This window comes from Streptomyces sp. NPDC057565, from assembly GCF_042801455.1.
Taxonomy (GTDB): Bacteria; Actinomycetota; Actinomycetes; order Streptomycetales; family Streptomycetaceae; genus Streptomyces; species Streptomyces yanii.
Map to the genome: position 1 here is coordinate 549,798 of NZ_JBHVFU010000001.1, position 18,246 is coordinate 568,043.

General features: G+C 69.6%; 19 protein-coding genes. 9 read left to right on the forward strand and 10 right to left on the reverse strand.

Features of this window, described 5'->3' with window-relative positions:
* Positions 1-49 precede the first annotated feature (49 nt).
* From ACFU8W_RS02195 to ACFU8W_RS02205, 3 genes are all read left to right on the forward strand, one after another.
* Complete coding sequence (locus ACFU8W_RS02195) at positions 50-1,615, forward strand: MFS transporter (RefSeq protein ID WP_345518900.1); 1,566 nt, start codon at positions 50-52, stop codon at positions 1,613-1,615.
* A gap of 146 nt (positions 1,616-1,761) precedes the next feature.
* A complete protein-coding gene (locus tag ACFU8W_RS02200; protein WP_384031421.1) occupies positions 1,762-2,832 on the forward strand; it encodes a flavin-containing monooxygenase in 1,071 nt (356 codons plus the stop codon).
* 65 nt (positions 2,833-2,897) lie between these two features.
* Entirely contained in the window at positions 2,898-3,194 is a 297-nt protein-coding gene (locus tag ACFU8W_RS02205) for a DUF6059 family protein (protein ID WP_345516827.1), read from the forward strand.
* An 80-nt stretch (positions 3,195-3,274) separates the two neighbouring features.
* Here ACFU8W_RS02205 and ACFU8W_RS02210 read toward each other — a convergent pair whose 3' ends face one another.
* The 5 genes from ACFU8W_RS02210 to ACFU8W_RS02230 all read right to left on the reverse strand — a co-directional run bounded on the left by ACFU8W_RS02210 (position 3,275) and on the right by ACFU8W_RS02230 (position 7,321).
* On the reverse strand, positions 3,275-3,706 hold the full coding sequence (locus ACFU8W_RS02210; RefSeq protein ID WP_384031423.1) for a DUF3224 domain-containing protein: 432 nt from the start codon (positions 3,704-3,706) through the stop codon (positions 3,275-3,277).
* A gap of 492 nt (positions 3,707-4,198) precedes the next feature.
* On the reverse strand, positions 4,199-4,666 hold the full coding sequence (locus ACFU8W_RS02215) for a MarR family winged helix-turn-helix transcriptional regulator (protein ID WP_384031425.1): 468 nt from the start codon (positions 4,664-4,666) through the stop codon (positions 4,199-4,201).
* Positions 4,667-4,794: 128 nt separating this feature from the next.
* Positions 4,795-5,586, reverse strand: a complete 792-nt coding sequence (locus ACFU8W_RS02220; protein ID WP_384031427.1) for a polysaccharide deacetylase family protein — start codon at positions 5,584-5,586, stop codon at positions 4,795-4,797.
* Positions 5,580-6,446 carry a DMT family transporter gene (locus tag ACFU8W_RS02225; RefSeq protein ID WP_384031429.1) on the reverse strand — a complete coding sequence of 289 codons (867 nt, stop codon included), beginning with the start codon at positions 6,444-6,446 and terminating at the stop codon, positions 5,580-5,582. The genes ACFU8W_RS02220 and ACFU8W_RS02225 overlap by 7 nt, the downstream gene beginning before the upstream one ends.
* A 41-nt stretch (positions 6,447-6,487) precedes the next feature.
* On the reverse strand, positions 6,488-7,321 hold the full coding sequence (locus ACFU8W_RS02230; protein WP_384031431.1) for an SDR family NAD(P)-dependent oxidoreductase: 834 nt from the start codon (positions 7,319-7,321) through the stop codon (positions 6,488-6,490).
* Between the two features lie 175 nt (positions 7,322-7,496).
* Here ACFU8W_RS02230 and ACFU8W_RS02235 point away from each other — a divergent pair, with 175 nt between their 5' ends.
* Entirely contained in the window at positions 7,497-8,606 is a 1,110-nt protein-coding gene (locus ACFU8W_RS02235) for a galactosyldiacylglycerol synthase (RefSeq protein WP_345516833.1), read from the forward strand.
* A gap of 163 nt (positions 8,607-8,769) precedes the next feature.
* Here ACFU8W_RS02235 and ACFU8W_RS02240 read toward each other — a convergent pair whose 3' ends face one another.
* On the reverse strand, positions 8,770-10,230 hold the full coding sequence (locus tag ACFU8W_RS02240; protein ID WP_384031433.1) for a sulfatase-like hydrolase/transferase: 1,461 nt from the start codon (positions 10,228-10,230) through the stop codon (positions 8,770-8,772).
* 430 nt (positions 10,231-10,660) lie between these two features.
* Here ACFU8W_RS02240 and ACFU8W_RS02245 point away from each other — a divergent pair, with 430 nt between their 5' ends.
* The 5 genes from ACFU8W_RS02245 (at position 10,661) to ACFU8W_RS02265 (ending at position 16,096) form a co-directional block, all read left to right on the forward strand.
* A complete protein-coding gene (locus ACFU8W_RS02245) occupies positions 10,661-12,004 on the forward strand; it encodes an ABC transporter substrate-binding protein (protein WP_384031435.1) in 1,344 nt (447 codons plus the stop codon).
* Positions 12,001-12,963 carry a carbohydrate ABC transporter permease gene (locus tag ACFU8W_RS02250; protein ID WP_384031437.1) on the forward strand — a complete coding sequence of 321 codons (963 nt, stop codon included), beginning with the start codon at positions 12,001-12,003 and terminating at the stop codon, positions 12,961-12,963. Before ACFU8W_RS02245 ends, ACFU8W_RS02250 begins: the two co-directional genes overlap by 4 nt.
* Positions 12,964-13,026: 63 nt before the next feature.
* Positions 13,027-13,908: a carbohydrate ABC transporter permease gene (locus ACFU8W_RS02255; protein WP_384031440.1), complete on the forward strand. Its 882-nt coding sequence runs from the start codon at positions 13,027-13,029 to the stop codon at positions 13,906-13,908.
* 17 nt (positions 13,909-13,925) lie between these two features.
* Positions 13,926-15,074, forward strand: a complete 1,149-nt coding sequence (locus tag ACFU8W_RS02260) for a LacI family DNA-binding transcriptional regulator (protein WP_384031442.1) — start codon at positions 13,926-13,928, stop codon at positions 15,072-15,074.
* Positions 15,071-16,096 (forward strand): Gfo/Idh/MocA family protein, encoded by a 1,026-nt coding sequence (locus ACFU8W_RS02265; RefSeq protein ID WP_384031444.1) that lies wholly within the window; start codon positions 15,071-15,073, stop codon positions 16,094-16,096. Before ACFU8W_RS02260 ends, ACFU8W_RS02265 begins: the two co-directional genes overlap by 4 nt.
* 88 nt (positions 16,097-16,184) lie before the next feature.
* On the opposite strand, the gene ACFU8W_RS02270 is transcribed toward ACFU8W_RS02265, so the two are convergent.
* From ACFU8W_RS02270 to ACFU8W_RS02285, 4 genes are read right to left on the reverse strand one after another with little or no spacing between them, the layout of a single operon-like run.
* A complete protein-coding gene (locus tag ACFU8W_RS02270) occupies positions 16,185-16,580 on the reverse strand; it encodes a gas vesicle protein K (protein WP_384031446.1) in 396 nt (131 codons plus the stop codon).
* Positions 16,570-16,821: a gas vesicle protein gene (locus ACFU8W_RS02275; protein ID WP_345516841.1), complete on the reverse strand. Its 252-nt coding sequence runs from the start codon at positions 16,819-16,821 to the stop codon at positions 16,570-16,572. The genes ACFU8W_RS02270 and ACFU8W_RS02275 overlap by 11 nt, the downstream gene beginning before the upstream one ends.
* Complete coding sequence (locus ACFU8W_RS02280) at positions 16,818-17,633, reverse strand: GvpL/GvpF family gas vesicle protein (RefSeq protein ID WP_384031448.1); 816 nt, start codon at positions 17,631-17,633, stop codon at positions 16,818-16,820. Before ACFU8W_RS02280 ends, ACFU8W_RS02275 begins: the two co-directional genes overlap by 4 nt.
* On the reverse strand, positions 17,633-18,076 hold the full coding sequence (locus ACFU8W_RS02285) for a gas vesicle protein (RefSeq protein ID WP_345516843.1): 444 nt from the start codon (positions 18,074-18,076) through the stop codon (positions 17,633-17,635). The genes ACFU8W_RS02280 and ACFU8W_RS02285 overlap by 1 nt, the downstream gene beginning before the upstream one ends.
* Positions 18,077-18,246 lie beyond the last annotated feature (170 nt).

The window sequence follows — 18,246 nt, forward strand, 5'->3', positions numbered from 1 at the left end:
CATCCTCACCAACGCGAATCAGAGTGACATAATCGAGGAGGTACGGACGGTGGTTGTCCCTCAGCCTGAAGGACCCGAGGCAGTATTACCGCGAAATAGAGTGATCGCGACCGTCGGCGTATTGCTTGCGCTGGCACTGACATCAATTGACCTGTCCGTGGTCGGCGCGGCCATGCCCAAGATCACCGAAGACTTGGGTGGGCTCCGTCTCTACTCCTGGGTGGGAGTCGGCTATTCGGTGGCGGCGGCGGTGATCCTGCCCATCGCCGGTAAGCTCGGTGACCTCTTCGGTCGCAAACCCTTCCTGCTCACCGGCCTGGTCGGGTTCCTGGTCACGTCCTTTCTGTGCGGCGCCGCGCAGTCCATGACCCAACTGGTGATCTACCGGGGTGCGCAGGGCCTGTTCGCGGGCATCCTGATGGCCAACATCTACACCGTGGTTGCCGACATCTACACGCCGGAGCGGCGGGCGCAGACGCAGGGGATCTTCTTCAGCGTGGCCGGGCTGAGCATGGTGATCGGACCGCCCATCGGCGGTGTGATCACCGACAACCTGGACTGGCGCTGGGTGTTCTACATCAATGTTCCGATCCTGCTGCTCTCCGTGCTCGCGATCATGGCCGGTGTGCCGTACGTGAAGTCCCGGTTCAGCTGGCGCGACATCGACTTCCTCGGAGTGGCGCTGCTGATCGCCGGCCTGGTGCCGATCCTGATCGGTCTGAGCCTGGCAGGTGATGGTCATGCGTGGACGTCGGCCGAGGTGCTGATCCTGCTCATCGGCGGAGCCGTCGTGCTGGTGGGGTTCTTCCTGGCCGAAAACCGTGCGGAGCACGCGATCGTGCCGCTGTCGCTCTTCCGCGGCAACCAGTTCTCGGTGCTGGCTGTCATGTCGTTCTTCACCGCGTTCGCGATGATGGGAGCGATCTTCTACGTACCGCTGCTGATGCAGGGCGTACTCGGATCCAGTGCCACGTTCGCGGGCAGCCTGCTGAGCCCGATGATGTTCGCCCTGATGATCGTCCCGCCGATTGCGAGCAAGGCGATCACGGCCGTCCCCCGCTACCGGATCCTCGGCGCCCTCGCGATGGCTCTTGTCGCGGGCGGTCTGTTCCTGCTCTCGACCGTCGACACGGGCAGCGGACGCGGATCCACGGTGGTCGCGATGATCCTTCTGGGCATCGGCATCGGCATCTCGTTCCCGATGGCGACGATCGTGGTGCAGAGCGCCGTCGCGAAGGAGATGATCGGAGTCGGCACCAGCCAGATGCAGTTCTGGCGGATGATCGCCGGCCCGGTGTCCCTCGCGCTGATGGGCTCGATCCTCTCCCTGCAGCTGGGCAGGGACGCCACCGCCGCCGACTCGGTGCCGCCCGCACAGCTCGCCGACGCGTTGCACACGGTGTTCCTGACGGCGACGTTCATCGTGCTGATCGGGTTCGTGGCAACACTGTTTCTCAAGGAGGTCCCGGTGCGTGCCATGCCGAGCATGATGCGCCGGAAGAAGAAGCCGCAGCCGGGGGCCGCCGGCGCCGAGGCGGCACCGGCGCCACAGGCCACCGAAGGGTCCGCCGGGGCCCCGGGAACCGTGCGGCGAACGGAGGCGGGGGAGGCCTGACACGGCATCGACGCAAGGCGTACGGGCGGGCCGGGTGCCCGCCCGTACGCATGCCCGCCGCCGATGCGCAGTCTTGAGCAGGAATTCACCACAGGCATCATTACGCTCACCCTCCAACGGCCGCTCCCCTAGGAGGAATCCGGATCATGGCGGAACGCGCAGAGGTGATCGTCATCGGTGGAGGCCAGACGGGTCTCGTCACCGCGTACTACTTGGCCAAGGCCGGCATTCCCTATCTGGTTCTGGACGGGGAATCACGGGTGGGCGACGCATGGCGAAATCGCTGGGATTCGCTGGAGCTGTTCACGATCGCCCAGTACTGCGAACTTCCGGGTCTGCGTTTCCCGGGGCGGCGCGGCCGGTTCCCCGACAAGAACGAAATGGCCGACTATCTCGAAGAGTTCGCTCGAACCAACAGGATCGAGGTTCGCCTCCGCACCGAGGTCACCGCCCTCGACAAACGTCCCGGCGGCGGATTCCTCATCGAGACGAACCAGGGCTCATTCGAGGCCGAACACGTGGTCATCGCCACCGGCGCGCAGCGACTGGGCAATGTCCCGCCGGTATCGAAGAAGGTCGGCGCGGAGGTCTTCCAGGTGCACACCGGCGACTACCGCAATCCGAAGCAGATTCCCGGCAGTCGTGTCGTGGTGGTCGGCGCCGCCAACTCGGGTGCCCAGATCGCCACGGAACTCGCGAAGACCCACCGGGTCACCCTGTCGCAGGGCTCCCCGCTCCCGCACTTCGGGCGCCGTTTCCTCGGCATCGGCATTCACTGGTGGGGCGACAAACTCGGCATCATCAGAAAGCCGCTGATCGGCGAGAGGGACCGACTGCACAAGAAGACGCTACTGGTCGGCCCCAGCCTCAAGACGCTGTCCAAGCGGCACCGGTTCACGCTCGCCGGACGCACCGTCGGGGCCGAAGGCCGTACGATCCGCTTCGAGGAAGGCACCGAGACCGAGGTCGATGCGGTGGTCTGGGCGACCGGCTTCCGCTACGACTTCAGCTGGATAGGCTTCCCGGCACTGGACGAGCACGGCGTGCCGCTCCAGGACCGCGGTGTCACCGGTGAACCCGGCATGTACTTCCTGGGCCTCCAGTGCCAGTTCTCGTACGGCTCCGGGCTCATCTGGTGGGTCAAGGACGACGCCCAGTACGTGGTCAACCATCTGAGCGACAGGCGTCGCGCGCGGTCCGGCAAGACCGTCGGCTGATGGCCGGGCCGCCATGGGGGAGGGGCCGGCGGCGCCCTCCTCGCGGCGGCAGGACATGGTGGGCGATGCGTCTGCTCTGGCACGACCTGGCACGCGGGTTCATCGCCACCGCGGGCATCTTCGGGCACTACACCGCCGAATACCAGCTGCTGATGCGCCCGTACGCCCAGGATCCCGCCCCGGAAGCCCTGCCCGCCCCGGAAGACACCCGAAGCGCGCTGCGGCCGCCGGAGTCCCCGGCGGGTGCCGACGCGCCCCCCGGCTCGATGAGCGGCCCGCCACCCGGCCACCCCGAGCGGGTCGTCCCCGGCAGCCCGCCGTCCGACGAGGAGCGCGATCTCTGGACGCGACTGCGCGGTTGATCGTCCGGCTCCCCCCGGGCGACGTCAGGAGGCCCACACCCCACGGGGTGTGGGCCTCCTGACGTCGGAGCCCTACGCCCTCACTCCTCGAAGTCGTAGTCCAGCGTCACAGCACAGCTCCCGTCGGGCCGCGAGGTGTACCCACCCTTGCCGGTGAGCCCCACCAGCCCCCCGGTCGCCGAACCCGGCACCACGAACCACTCCGCACGGGCCACGCCGTCCAGCCAGTTACCGGTGGCCTGGAGAACAAAGCTCCCCTTCCGCCCGCCCACGGTCCCGGTCACGGTCTGGAGCCCGACGAAGTTCGCCGTGGAGTCGGTGGGATACACCATGAGCGTTTCAGCGGCTCCCTCTCCCTCGATGTCCCCGCTGAAGGCGTTGGTGAAATGGGCTTTGGTGAGCTTCGGGGTATCGGGTCCTTCGGCGTAGGGCTTTTCGTCCCAGCTCGTGATCTCGTAGCTACCGGCGGCCTTGGCGGTCAACTGAGCCTCCATCGAAAGGGTGTTGGTCATTCCGACGGGTCACCCGCGGTACGTATCCGTCACCACGTCCGGCAGGCATTCCGGCTAAGCCCATCATGCGATCCATGCCCGCAAGTATGCCCATCCCCGACTGCCTGCGTGGGTGATTCAGCCACTGCTGACGCGCCCCCACTGCGACCGCGACACCCGACTCGACACGCCGGAATCCGTCGCCCCGACACGGTCCGAGGCCCGGCGATGAGGTCGGCGCGGTCGAGGCCGCCCTGTTCGCGGAGGTGTCGGTGGCGCGTCCGCTCCGTCTCCGGCAGAGGGCGGCCGTGAGGGGAATGAGGCATGGCTGCCCCTTTGCGGGACGACTGCGTGCGGGTGCGCGCCGGATGGCCCGGGGCTGGTCGGAGCGCGCGCGGACGGACGGACGGCCTCGGCGTCGACCGTCCGGGGGAGCGAGGGGGGAACGTGCGTGCTGGGCCCGATCGGCAGGCCGGCCGGATCGCCCTGTGACCCTCGCCTCCCACATCTGTCTCAAAGGCGCGCCTTCGGGCGCGGCCACGGCCGGGCACCGAGGCGCTCGATGTCGGTGTTGAAGCGCCGCAGATAGGACGCGAAGGCGGTGATGTCTTCTTCCGGCCAATCGGCCATGACCCGGTCCAGGGAGCGGACTATGTCCTCCCTTTCCTTGTCGAGTACGCGTGTGCCCTCGTCGGTGATGCGGAACTTGCGGGCCATACCGCCGTCGGGGTCCGGGATGCGCTCCACGAGTCCGGTGCGCCTGATCGCAGCCGTCTGCCGGTTGAGGGTGGAGGCGTCCAGTCCGAAGGCGTCGCTGAGTTCGCCGATCGACATGGGTCCCTGCATGCGAATGCGGCTGAGCAGGATGTAGGCGCTGCGCTCCAGGGCCCCGTCCTTGCGGTTTCTGCCTCGCTGGTTCACGAACGAGTGGCGACTGAGCAGCATCTGCTCGTACTCGACCTCGTGTGTTGCCCGGGCCATGCGCCTGTCGCCTCCTGCCTGTCGCCGGGCCGCTCTCGCTCTCGTCCGGGCGGCCCGCACTCCATTCTCTCACAGGCGTGCACCATGCATGTAAAGTGCTTGATGCACAGCGTATGTATGATGCATAATTATCCGTGGTGTTGGAGCCGGTGAAGGCGTGTGCCGGTTTCGACGTGGCCGATGCCGTGCTCGGCCAGCGGGCCGATACTCAGACCGAGTCGACGGCATTCGGCGAGCAGGCCGGGCAACGCACTCAGCGTGGCTCGCCACGCGCCCGGCGCGCTCCATCCGTCCGCGTCGTGCAGCAGCACGGTGCCACCGCCGGTCAGACCTGCGAGGACCGCTGCCCTGACGGAGCGGGCATCGGCGTCCGCCGTCCAGTCCCGCCCCCATGCCGACCACAGCACCGGTCGCAGGCCGGCGCGGCGGGCAGCAGCCAGGCGGCCGCCGGTGAGGATGCCGTAAGGCGGTCGGTACCACTGCGGGGCGGTCCCGCAGATCCTCTGTACCGCGTCTGCCGTTCGCGTCACCTCCCGTACGTCGCGCAGCGGTGTGGGGAACCAGGGGCGCCCGTGATGCCAGCCGTGCACCGCGACCTCGTGACCACCCGCCGCAAGTGCCCGGCCAAGGGCGGGATGACGTTCCAGCGAGTCGCCGACGACGAAGAAGGTGGCCCGCACCCGGTATTCGTCCAGGACGCGCAGGAAGTGCGGCGTGCTGGCCGGGTCCGGCCCGTCGTCGAAGGTCAGTGCCACGTGAGAGGGATGGCCGCGGCCGTCCAGGGCGGGGCTGAAAATCCTCCGTACGGGCGGCAGCCAGGTGGCGGCGGGCCCCATGTGCCACGCGGCAGCCACACCCAGAGCGCCGACCACCGCGCCGGACGACACCGCCGTCCGCCCTGCGGCGGAGAGTCCTACCATCGCTGTTCATCCTTTCCGGAGACCACCGGGGAACTGCTCAGATGCACGCTGGCGAACGCGATGAGCCCGAGCGCCGCAGCCTCCGGCAGCACCCGCCAGCCCAGTTCGATCCGCTCCTCGAACAGCAGGACGCCCAGAACGACGCTCAGCAATGAGTCGCCGAGAGTGAGCGCGGGCTGCGACGCGGCGAGCGAGCCCGCCCGCAATGTGGCTTGCAGCAGCAGGAACGAGCCGAGGCCTACGGCCGCGGCCGCGTAGATCTGCCACGTGGTGAACACCGCCCCGACTCCGCCGGACAGCAGACCGAGCGTGTCCTTGATCAGCGCCGCGGTGAAGGAGAAGCCGATGGCGGTCGCCGACCCCAGTACCGCCGCACGGGCGGAGCCCCGCAACCCCATTCCCACTGTGATCAGCACGATCGACACGGCGGCGGTGGGCACAGCGCTGAGCAGCCACCTCTTCGGCGGCACGGTCTCCATGCCGCCGGTCGGACTGGCCAGCAGGAGGAAGGCCGCCAGGCCCAGCGCCATACCGAGGAACGCCCCCCAGGTCCGCGCCCCGGGCGGCCGCCGGAAGACGGCCGCAGCCAGCACCGACGTGAACAACAGCTCCGTCGTCATCACCGGCTGCACCACGGCCAGTGGCCCGGTCGCCAGGGCCAGGGCCTGCGCCAGCCCCGAGACGAGCAGCAGTCCCGCCCCCCAGCGCCAGGCCGGCCGGCGGACGAAGCTCAGGCTCCCGAGGCGATGGCCGCCCGTGCGGCCGGGCAGGTCCGCCGCCGCAGCGCGGCGCTGCAGCACGGAGGCCGCCGCGTTCCCGAGCGCGGCGAGCAGCGCCAGCACCACGGAGACGATGATCACGTGTCACCCACCCTGCCCGCGTGTCCATTGCCGGGGCCCGCTCAGCCGAACCGCATGGCCAGCTTGCGGAAGAGTTGCGGAGCCATGCCTTGGAGCCTGCCCGGCACGCCCAGCCAGCACGGCACGGTGATCTCGTCCCGGCGGCCGACGAGCGCTTTCTCGACCGCTGCCGCGACCCGCCCGGCGGGTACCGGCCGTGGCCAGGAGCGCGTGTACGGGGTGCCGCGGCGGGTGAAGAACGGCGTGTCCACGGGACCTGGCAGCACCAGGCAGACGTGGACGCCTGTGCCCTGGAGCTCATGGCGCAGGCTCTCCGTGAACGCGATCAGCGCGCCCTTCGTCGCCGCGTAGACCGCCTCGTCCCGTACACCGAACCGGCCGGCGACAGAGCCGATCAGCACCAGCCGGCCCGACCCGCGGGACACCATCTGCGGTAGCACCAGGCGGACGAGGTGGAGTACGGCGCAGACGTTGACACTCACCAGACGGTCCACCGTGCCGGGCGGCATGTCGGTGTACGAGCCCGCCCAGCCGAGCCCCGCTCCGGCGACGAGCACGTCGACTCTCCCGCTGTGCGCCAGTGCCGCCTCGGCCAGCTTGCGGCAGCCCTCCTCGGAGGCCAGGTCCATCGGCAGCGCGGCACCGGCGGTGCGGGCGGCGACACTGCCGAGCCGGCCCTCGTCCCGCCCGTTGAGCAGCAGCTCCCATCGCCCGCCGGCCGCGAGCCGTGACGCGATTTCGGCGCCGATACCGGACGAGGCCCCGGTGATCAACGCGACCGGCCGAGGGCCGGGGGCGGGCGGACCGGCCGCAACCGACTGCGTCGCGTCGGTCCCGGTCGCGGGGGTGCCGCGGGCTGGGTGGGTCTTGCGCATGGGCTTCCGTCCTCCGGGGCCGCCGACATCCTGATGGAGCACCAGCCTGCAGCGGCCCGTACCGAGTCATCCTTCATGCAACCAGCGCACCGGCAAACGCGCTCGACCGCACCTGGGCTAACGGCCCGCCCGTCCGGGGCTGGCGCACCGGCCGTGATGCGAGGAATATCCAAGAATGGGACGCCGGATTCTGATCGTCAGCGCGAGCATGGGCGCCGGACACGACGCCGTGGCCGCCGAACTGGCCGGGCGGCTGCGGGCCGACGGCCACCTGACCGCACGTGTGGACCTCCTCGACATTCTGCCCCCAGGTGCCGGGCGCGGGCTGCGCGCCGCATACCGCACGGCGCTCCGCCACTGCCCAGGGGCCTACGCGGCGGTCTACTCGGCATTCTTCCGCGACCGCGGAGACGAGCGCGACCGGAACGGCTGGGCGCCGAGCACCGGGCCGCTGGCCGCAGCCCTGGAGCCACGCCTGCGCGACGTCGTCGAGCGCTGGCGCCCGGATGCGCTCGTCTCCACCTTCCACCAGGCTGCTCAGGTCACGGGGCGGCTGCGCGCCCAGGGCGGTGACTGCCCGCCCAGCACGGTCGTGGTCACCGACTTCGCCGTGCACCGGCAGTGGCTCCATCCCGGCAACGACCTGCACCTGTGCCTGACCGAGGCCGCCGCGGCACGCGTCCGTGCCAGGACCGGACGCCCGGCGGAGGTGTGCGGCCCGGTCGTGCCCGGGGCCTTCGCCGCGGCCGCCCACGAGAATGCGGGCGGGCGGCCGTCGCGCTGGGCGCGGGAGTTCGCGCGGCGCGGCCCCGGCCGGCCTGCGGTGCTGCTTTCGGCCGGGGCCTGGGGCGTGGGACAGGGGCTGACCGCCACCGCGCTCCTGCTCGCCGAAGCAGGCCACCTTCCGGTGCTGCTGTGCGGCAAGGACGAACGACTGCGGACCCGCGCCGCGATGCTTCCCGGCGTCCTGGCGCTGGGCTGGGTCGAGGACCTGCCTGAGCTCATGGCGGCATCGAGCGCCCTGGTGGACAACGCCGCGGGGCAGACGGCCGTGCAGGCCCTCGCCGCCGGCGTACCGGTCGTCGGATACCGGCCGATCCCCGGCCACGGCGCCGAGGGCGTCGGTGAGATGGCCGCCGCAGGCCTCACCGAACACGCTGCCGACACGATCGGGCTGCTCCGCTCACTGGACCGGCTGTTGCGCCCCGGTCCCGACCGGGACCGACGGATCGCCGCCGGGCAGGCCGTCTTCACCGCGGACGCGGCCGAACTGGTCGCCTGGTGAGCCCGAGGGAAGAAGTACGGCAACCGGAGGAATGACTGCGACCGGCCGCGGATGTGGGCCGCCGACCGTTCCTGGCTGCGTACGTTCGCCGCGCCGGTGGCTCGGGCCGAGACGGACGAGGACCTGAACCGGGTCGTCGCGGTGGGCTCCAAAATCCTGCAGGTCAGGAGGTGCCCGACGGTGTCGGTGCAGCGCTGCCGGCAGGGGGCGGCTCGAAGGCGGTCGGGAGTGTGTCGGGAGTGACCGGGGTCCGTTGGCCCGATCCGGTGACCGGGAGGCGGGCGCCGTCGAGGGCCGGGTCCACGTATTCGGCGAACCAGGCGTCGAGCCGGGTGGCGAGTTCGGTGCGGACAGCCGTGTGGAGCGGTGCGTCGGCGAGGTTGTGCTCCTCGCCCGGATCGTGGGCCAAGTCGTACAGCTCGTGCGGGCCGTGCGGGTAGCGGTGGACGTATTTCCAGTCCCGGGTGCGGATCATGCGTACCGGCCCGTACTCGTCGTAGACGACGATCCGCTCCCGTTCGGCGCCGTCGCCGTCGTCCGTACCGGTCAGGATGTCCGCGAAGGACCGGCCCGGCAGCCGAGGGTCGGGGTGGTGGTCGAGCCCGAGGTGGTCGACGAGCGTCGGCAGGACGTCGTACTGCGACAGCAGGGCGTCGCAGTGGCGCCCGGAAGGGATGCGGCCGGGCTGGGAGATCAGACAGGGCACGAGGACCGAACTGTCGTACATGTTCTGCGGGAACGTGCCGTTGCCCTTGCCCCAGATGCCGTGGTGTCCGGCGTTGAAGCCGTTGTCGCTGGTGAAGATCACGAGGGTGGATCCGGTGAGGCCGAGTGCGTCGAGCCGGTCCAGGACCCGGCCGATGGCCGCGTCCATGGCGGTCGTGGCGGCGAAGTAACCGATCAGGGCCTGCCGGGTGTCGCTCTCGCCGCCGACCGGTGAGCCGTCCTCGGCCAGCGGCTGCCACGGGTGCGCAGGCCCTTGCGGACAGCTGTCGAAGGTGCAGTTCTCGTACAACTCGGTGTACTGGCTCGGGTGTTGTCCGCGCCACGGCTTGTGGGGCGCGGTGAAGTGCAAGGAGAGATGGAAGGGCTCGGGGCGCTCGGACTCGGATGTGAGGAACTGATCGGCGTCGGCGGCGAGCGCGTCGGTGAGATAGCCCTGCTCCTCGGCCCGCGTTCCGTCGCGGTACATCGGCGCCCCGTAGTACGGGCCGCCGCCGCTTTCATGGGCGTACCAGTGGACGAAGCCCTTGCGGGGACGGTCGTTGGCGCCCAGATGCCACTTGCCGCTGAGACCGAGCCGGTATCCGGCGTCCGCGAGCAGATCGGTGAAGAGCGTCCGTCCGGAGAGGAAGTCGATGCCCGTCCGCCCGGCGTGATGGTACGAGAGCCAGTCGTGGACCCCGTGCTGGGAGGGCAGTTCCCCGGTGAACAGGGAGGCGCGGGCCGGCGAGCAGACCGGTGAGGTGCAGAAGAAGCGGCTGAAGCGGATCCCCCGGGCCGCCAGGGCGTCCAGGTGCGGGGTGTGGATCTCGTCGTTGCCCGCACACCCCATCGCCCACGGCCCTTGGTCGTCGGAGAGGATGAGCAGGACGTTGGGACGGTCCGGGTCGCGGCTGGCCAAGGGTTCCTCCTCGAGCGGTGGCCGGTGAGGCCGGGACGGGCAGGACGCGTGCGGAGGGCGTCCGCCGCGGCGTGGGTACGGGCTCCGCCGTGGAGGGCGGGGCCGGGGACGTGGTCTGCCGCCGGCCCGTAGGAGCTGTCTGCGCTGCGCGAGAGCGAGCGTCTCGTGCATGTCCCGAGCCTGTGGGTGGGCTGCCCATCGAGTCAACTGCTCATGACGTAATGAATCACCTATGAATGATTCAGGTGCCTGGTGATCGATAGTGGCACGGGTACCTGCTTCGATTCCGTTGCCCGGGGAAGGCCCGTTCAGTCGCTCATTCATTGGTAATTCATATGCTCAAACGGCAATTGACTGCTCTATGAATGGCTGGAAATCATAGGCCCAATCCCTCCGGCCCCGCCTCAGACCGCAGTCTCCGAGGAGAGCTATGCCCAACGACAGACAGCCCGTCAGCTCTGCCCGCATCTCGCGCCGAGCCGTTCTCACCGCCGCCCTGGCCGTCTCCGTCGGTCTCACGGCAGCCGCCTGTGCGCCCGGCGCGTCATCCACCGGGGGCGGCGGTGACTCGTTCACGTACTGGTCCATGTGGAAGCAGAACGAGCCGCAGGCCAAGGTGCTGCAGGCGGCGATCACCCGGTTCACCCAGGACACCGGCATCAAGGTCAGCATCCAGTGGAAGGGCCGACAGGTCATCCAGCAGCTGGCGCCCACTCTGAACACCGCCAACGTCCCGGCCGACCTCGTCGACTCCGCGGACCGCTTCGCCTACGCGCAGCTCCAGGCCACCGGCCAGGCGCTCGACCTCACCCCCCTGCTGAGCGAGGCGATACCGGGGGAGAGCGGCAACACCGTCGGCAGCGTCGTCCCGGCCCGCTACCGCGACCTGAACACCACCGACGGCACCCTCTGGCAGATTCCGTACGAGGTGCTCACCACCCAGATCTGGTACGACGGGAAGGCCCTCCCCGACGTGGCCGCCAACCCGCCCGCCACCTGGCAGGAGTTCACCGAACTGCTGGCCGGGCGGAAGAAGGCCCTCGGTGACGGTCCGCTGGCACTCGACGGGGACATCCCCGACTACGCCGCCTACTGGACCTATTACGCCGTCCTGCGCGGACTGGGCCCCGGGGCCTTCGGCAAGGCGGCCGTGGACAGGACCGGAGCCGCATTCGAGGCCGAGGGCTTCGTCGACGCGCTCCGGCACATTGAGAATCTGATCGGCGCCGGCGACTTCACGTCGGGGTACGACGGATCCAAGTGGCCCGCCGTGCAGCAGAAGTGGGCCAAGGGGAAGTCCGACTTCCTGCTGCTGGGCACCTTCGCGCCCAGCGAGACAGCCGAGTTCGCCTCCTCCGGCTTCCGCTACCGGTCCTTCCCCTTCCCGGCGTTCACCGGCGGCGGCGAGGCGGCCCAGGACATCTCGCTCATCGGCTTCTCCATCCCCAAGAAGGCCAGGAACAGCGCCGCCGCGCAGAAGTTCATCGCCTACTTCCTCGCCAAGCGCCAACTGTCGGGCATTTCCGGCCAGGCCAAGAACATCACCCCGCGCTCCGACATCGCTGCCCCTGCCGAGCTGGCCGACGCCCAGAAGGCCCTCGCCTCAGGCACCATCGTGAAGACCCTGGACGGCGTCAAGGAAACCGCCGCCGAGTGGTACACCAAGGTCTTCCAGCCGCTGAACACGAGCTTCATCACCGGTCACCTCACCGCCGAGGTCTTCGCCGGCAAGCTCAAGTCCGCGTCCGCCGCCCACTGGAAGACCGCCTCGTGACGGCCGACGCCGCCACCGGAGAACTCCGTACCCGCCGAGGTGCGTCCGTCTCGCGGACGGACGCACGTCCCAGCCCGCTCGCCGCCCGGCGCCGCCGGCTGTTCTGGCCGCTCCTCGTGCCCGCGGTCGCGGTCTACCTCGTCTTCTTCGCCGGCCCCTCCCTGTACACGGTGTGGCTCAGCTTCAACGAATGGGGCGGCGCCGGTCCCATGAGCTTCGTCGGGATCGACAACTACCGGCGCCTGCTGGAGGATCCGGCCTTCCAGCAGTCCTTCACCAACACCCTGTGGATCATCCTCGGCGTCGGCGGACTGACCTTCCTGGTCTCGTTCGCGCTGACCATGGTGCTGCGCGACATGAAGGGCCGCAAGGCCGCCCGGTCCATTCTCTTCTTCCCCAACATCGTTCCCAGCATCGCCCTGTCGATCCTGTGGGGATTCCTCTTCCAGCACGACGGACTCGCCGACGCCCTCGTCGGGGCGCTGGGGATGGAGCACCCGCCGAACTGGCTGGGGCAGAGCACCATCTTCCGGGTCATCATGATCGGCCTGGTGTGGACCTCGACTGGCTTCTACACCACCATCCTGATGGCCGCCGTCGACCAGATACCGCCCGAGCTCTACGAGGACTGCGACCTCGCCGGAGCCAACGCCTTCCAGAAGTTCCGCCATGTGACCCTGCCGCTGATGTGGGACGTGGTCGGCGTCTGCGCGGTCCTGTGGACCATCAGCGCCGTCAAGGTCTTCGAGTTCATCTACGCCTTCGCCGGTGCGGCGGGCCAGATGCCCGACACCGGTGTGTGGAACACCGCCCTCTACACCTACGGCGAGGCCTTCGCCTCCGGCGGCATACCGCGCTACGGCTCCGCCGCGGCGAGTGCCGTGGTCATGGTCACCCTGGTCGGCGCCCTCGTGGTGCTCATCCGGCGCGTCATGCGGCGCGACACCGTGCAGTTCTGACCGTTCGGGGGCGCCCCCTTGCGCAGCCCGTCGTTTCCCGAGAACCCAGGAGGCCCCGCCGCCATGGCCGTCATCACCTCCGGTCGCCCGTCCGGCCGCCTCGCTCGCCTGCGCGGCCGGCTCACCACCACCCGTGTCCTCGGAGTGCCCCTGGTCTGGGCCTTCGCAGGCTTCAACATCCTCACCGGACTGTGGCTGCTCCTGTCGTCACTGAAGAGCGCGAGCGAGATCTTCAGCTCCCCGTGGGAGCTGCCGCAGGCCCTGCACTGGGACAACTACGCACGGGCCTGGACCGGGGGCCTCTTCGGACAAGCCGCCCTCAACACCCTGGTCGTCGTGGCCGGCACCGCGGTGGGCACCCTCGTCCTCGCCGCGCCCGCCGCGTACGTCCTCAGCCGCGTCACCACCCGCTTCAACGGCGGCTTCATCCTCTTCTTCGCCCTGGGCCTCGGCATTCCCGCCCAGGTGGTGATGCTGCCGCTGTTCGTGGTCATGAACAAGCTGCTCCTGGTCGACAGCCTCTTCGGACTCGTCGTGGTCTACGTGGCGACCTCACTGCCCTTCGCCGTGTTCTTCCTCACCGGGTTCTTCTCGACCCTCCCGGTGGAACTGGAAGAAGCGGCCGCGCTGGACGGGGCTTCCGCGTTCCGCACCTTCTGGCAGGTGATGCTGCCGCTGGCCCGAGGCGGACTGGTCACCGTCCTGATCCTCAACATCATCCAGCACTGGGGCGAGACCGTCTTCGCGCTGGTCTTCATCCAGAACACCGATCACCAGACCCTTTCCCTCGCCCTTCTCGGCTTCCTCCAACAGATGCAGTACAACGGCGCCGACTGGGGCGGCCTGTTCGCCGGCGTGGCCGTGGTCGTCCTGCCGGTGCTCGCCTGCTACGTATGGCTCGGCCGCCGGATCATCGAAGGCATGACCGTCGGCTCCGTCAAATGACAGGCAGAGGAGACGTCATGGCCGACCGGCCGCATCCGTCGACGGCGCAGATCGCCGAAGGCACGAAGGACCTGAAGTTCCGCCAACTCGCCCACGAACTACGCCAACAGGTCCGGGACGCCGTCTGGCCCGTCGGTGGTCGACTGCCCACGGAGAAGCAACTCGCCCTCAACAGCGGCACATCCGTCAGCACCGTACGGCGCGCCGTCGACGAACTCATCGCCGAAGGACTCGTCGTCCGACGCCAGGGATCGGGCACCTTCGTCCTGCCGCCCGACGCCCCCGGCACCGGCCGCGCCCTGATCGGCGTCCTCGTCCCCGACACCACCTTCTACTACCCCCAGATCCTCCAAGGCATCGAGGAAGGACTGTCCACCGCCGGTGCGCGGCTGCTCCTCACCTGCTCCGGTTACGACCAGGAGCGCGAGGCCCGCGACGTGCAGGACATGCTCGACGCCGGCACCGACGGGCTGCTGCTCGTGCCCACGCTCACCGGGCCCGAACCGGCGGACCGGTACCTCGCGCGCCTCGCCGCACTTCCCGTGCCGGCCGTTCTGGTCGAGCGCCGGAGCACCTCCCTGAGCGACACCAACGAGTACGTCTGCACCCACCACGAGGCCGGCGCCTACGACGCCGTCCGGCATCTCGCCGGACTGGGGCACCGGTCCATCGGCCTCGTGCTGCGCGCGCCGAGCCCCACTGCACCTCCGGTGATCGAGGGCTATCGGCAAGCGGTGCACGAACTGGGCTGTTCCGCGGCCGAGTTCCGTGCCACCCGGCAGGAATGGAGTCCGGCGGCGGCCGACCGCTGCCTGGCCGTGCTGCGGGAGGCGGGCGTCACCGCAGCCGTGTGCTTCGGCGACCGGCAGGCCGCGCTCCTGGAAGGCGCTGCCCGCCGGGCCGGGCTCACCGTCCCCGACGACCTCGCCCTGGTCGCGTACGACGACGAGATCGCCGACCTCGCCGACATTCCGCTCACCGCGGTGGCGCCCCCCAAACACCTGCTGGGCAGGACGGCCGCCGAGACGCTGCTGCGGCGGCTGGGCGAACCCGGACTGGCCCGCCATCGCATCATGCTGCGCCCCAGCATCACCGTCCGCCAGTCCTGCGGGGCGGGGACGACCGACACCGGCACCACACCGAAGCAACAGGAGATCACCTCGTGACGGACATACGGCTCGGCCTGATCGGAGCAGGCGCGGTCGCCGCCCTGCACGCGCAGGCCGCCCAAGGCATCCCCGGCGTGCGGGTCACCGCCGTCTGCGACCTCGTAGCGGCCACGGCACGGAGAGTCGCCGGGCCTCTGGGAGCAGCCGAGTTCACCGACCACCGTGAGCTGATCGCCTCAGGGACGGTCGACGCCGTCGTGGTCAACACGCCGCACGCCCTGCACACCGCGATCGTCACCGACTGCGCGGCGGCCGGACTGCACGTCCTGGTCGAGAAGCCCATGGCCACCACCTCCGCGGACTGCGAGGTCATGGACCGCGCCTGTCAGGACGCCGGCGTCGCGCTCTTCGTGGGGCACATCCAGCACTTCCTGCCGCCCATGGTGGCCGCCAAGGCCGCGCTCGACGCGGGCGCCATCGGTTCCCTGCTGGCCGTCAGCGACTGGCGCAGCACCGACTACCGGCCCGGGAGCCGCCCTGCCTGGTTCTTCGATCCGGCCGTGTCCGGCGGTGGCGTCTTCATCAACATCGGCACCCACTGTGTGGACCGATTGCTGTGGCTGGCCGGACGGCGGGTCCTCGCGGTCAGCGCCACCGCCGCCCACCGGGCGAACACGCCGGCGGGCATCGAGACCGACGTCCTCGCCCGCCTGGAGCTTGAGGACGGTCTCGTCGGGCACATCGGCATCACCAGCACCGGGCTGCCCGCCCGGGACGAACTCATAGTGATCGGCGAACGCGGCGCCATCCGGGTCGCCCGCGGCTCCGGCGCGACCCTGCACCCGGACTACGGCCCCGGCGCGGGCGGCTCCACCGTCCTGGCCGCGGAGTCCGACGACGACATCCCCCGGGCCTTTGGCGACCAACTGGCCGCGTTCGCTGCCGTGGTGCGCGGACAGCAGCCTTCAGCCGTCACCGCCGAGTACGGGCGGCAGGTCATCGAGGTCGTCGAAGCCACCTACCGGTCCAGCGCCGCCGGAGAGCGCGTCGCTCTGACTGCGGAGAGCGCGTCGCTCTGACTGCCGGGCTGGGAGCGTCCCGTGCCTGAGCGCCGGCAGGAAGCGGCGCACGGGCGCAGGGCCGCCGCGCAGTCCGACGTGCGAGTGGCTATGCGGAGGGCGGCAGTAGGGTCCCCAAGGGGCCGAGGTCGAGGTTGAGCTCCTCCATGGTCAGGTCGTACCGGGCGCACAGCTCGTTCATACGGTCGTGGAGGATCAGGAGAGTGGCCCCGAGGCGTTCCTCCTCTTCCTCGGTGAGGTCTCCCTCGTCGACGCGGTGCAGAGCCTGGCGTTCCATGAGCTGTCGCAGGAGTTCGACGAGGGTGAGGACGAGTTTGACCAGGTCACGCTCCACGGTGTCGGGTTCCGCGACGATCCGGCGTGTCGTCCTGTGCGCCGGGGGTTTCTCGTCCTGGGACGTGGCGGGCAGCAGACGGAAAGCCCGCGTGGCTGCGTCGGCGACCTCGTCGAAGCGGCGTCCGGGCCCGCGGTCTTCATGCGTCATGGTCGTCTCGCGGCTGTGGTGTGCCCTCCGCCCAGGGCGACGGGTTCTGCGCGGTGATGGAGACGATGAGCGCTCGCAGGGAGACACGTACAAGGTCGATGCCTGCGATCGACAGAGTGATGTCACCGGTGAGGACCACGCCACCGCTGAGGAGGCGGTCCAGCAGGTCGATGAGGGCTATCTGCCGGCCGGGCAGCGGTTCCCTCGCGGCTTCCACGGGTAGCCGGGCAGCCCCGGTCACGGTGACGCCGTCCCCTCCGCGGGTTCCGCATGGGGCGGCGAGACGAAGGAGTAGGGCGCCCAGGGGCCGGTGACCTCGACGCGCACCGAGTCCAGGCCTTCGGCCGCTCGCATGACGTCGGAAAAGAACGCGTCAGCATGCTCCGCCGGTACGAGGTACGCGTCGTTGACGACGTTCTCCCCGGACCCGACCGCGAGTTCACCCTGCTGGAGCCTGTGCCGGGCGCGGTCCACCGCATGGATGCCGGCCGCGGCTTCGACGTTCTCAGCCGCCTGTTCGGCTGCCCGGTAGGCGTCTTCCTGCGTATGCCGTTGTGCTCTGCGACTGCGCAGGTAGGCGCGCCCGGGGCTGAGGCCGGGCGCCGGAGCTGCATCCGGTCGGGCGGCGGTGACCGATATGGGTTCGACGTAGATTTTGACGCCCCACTCGACGTGCGCCGCCAAGCGGGACAGCCGGTCGCTGAACGTGTCCTGGCAGGCGTCGAGCGTCACGGCGACCCGCTCGTCGTCGAGATACACGGTCGCGAGCCGCAGCGGAAGCACAGTGGTATGGGCGGACAACGCCTCAACCACGCTGTGGTGGGCCCTGGCCACCGCCTCAAGCCAGTCCAGGTCCTCGAGATGCCGCTTGAGGGCGTCCTCCTGAAAGTCCTCGGGCGGTACAGGGCTCACCACCGCCGCGACATCACCGCCGTGCCGACCGTGGACCAGGTGCACCGGGGCTCGCGCCACGCCTTGAAGGCCGGCGAGGACATCCGGCAGTCCATCGGCGTCCCGCACCACGGCATACGTGTAACTGATCGGCTCGGTCATCACTCATCCCGCTTCTTGGGGCGAACCTTGGCCGACTGCCGGCGCTGCGTCGTCGCATGCGGCGGTTTCTCGGTCACGGAACGGCGCTCTTCGGCCGACGGAAGCTCCGCGTCCTCGCGCAGAGCTTCGATCTCCGCGCGCAGGCGCTTGTTCTCCTCTGCCAGCTCGCGACTGCCGTTCGCGCGGGAGGACAGTGAGGGATCGTGCTCCCACCAGTCGATTCCCATCTCCTTGGCCTTGTCCACGGACGCGACCAGCAGACGGAGCTTGATGGTGAGCAGTTCGATGTCGAGAAGGTTGATCTGTATGTCGCCCGCGATGACGATGCCTTTGTCGAGTACCCGCTCCAGAATATCGGCGAGGTTGGCAGAGGACCCCTGGGCGTACTGCGGGGACGACCTGTATGGGAGGGAGCCAAACCTGCTGGCAACGGGTTCTGTCACGGCCTGTCGACCTCGGTTTCCTGGATTCCGGCGCCCGGAAGCAGAACTACGGCGCGGGCATCAGGTCCACCCCGGGCTGAAGGCCGGGCGCGACCGCGTTGCTGCCCGCGTGGAACAACTTCTTGAGCGGCTGCTCGTCGACATGAGCGCGGACGAGCCCAGCCCGTGTC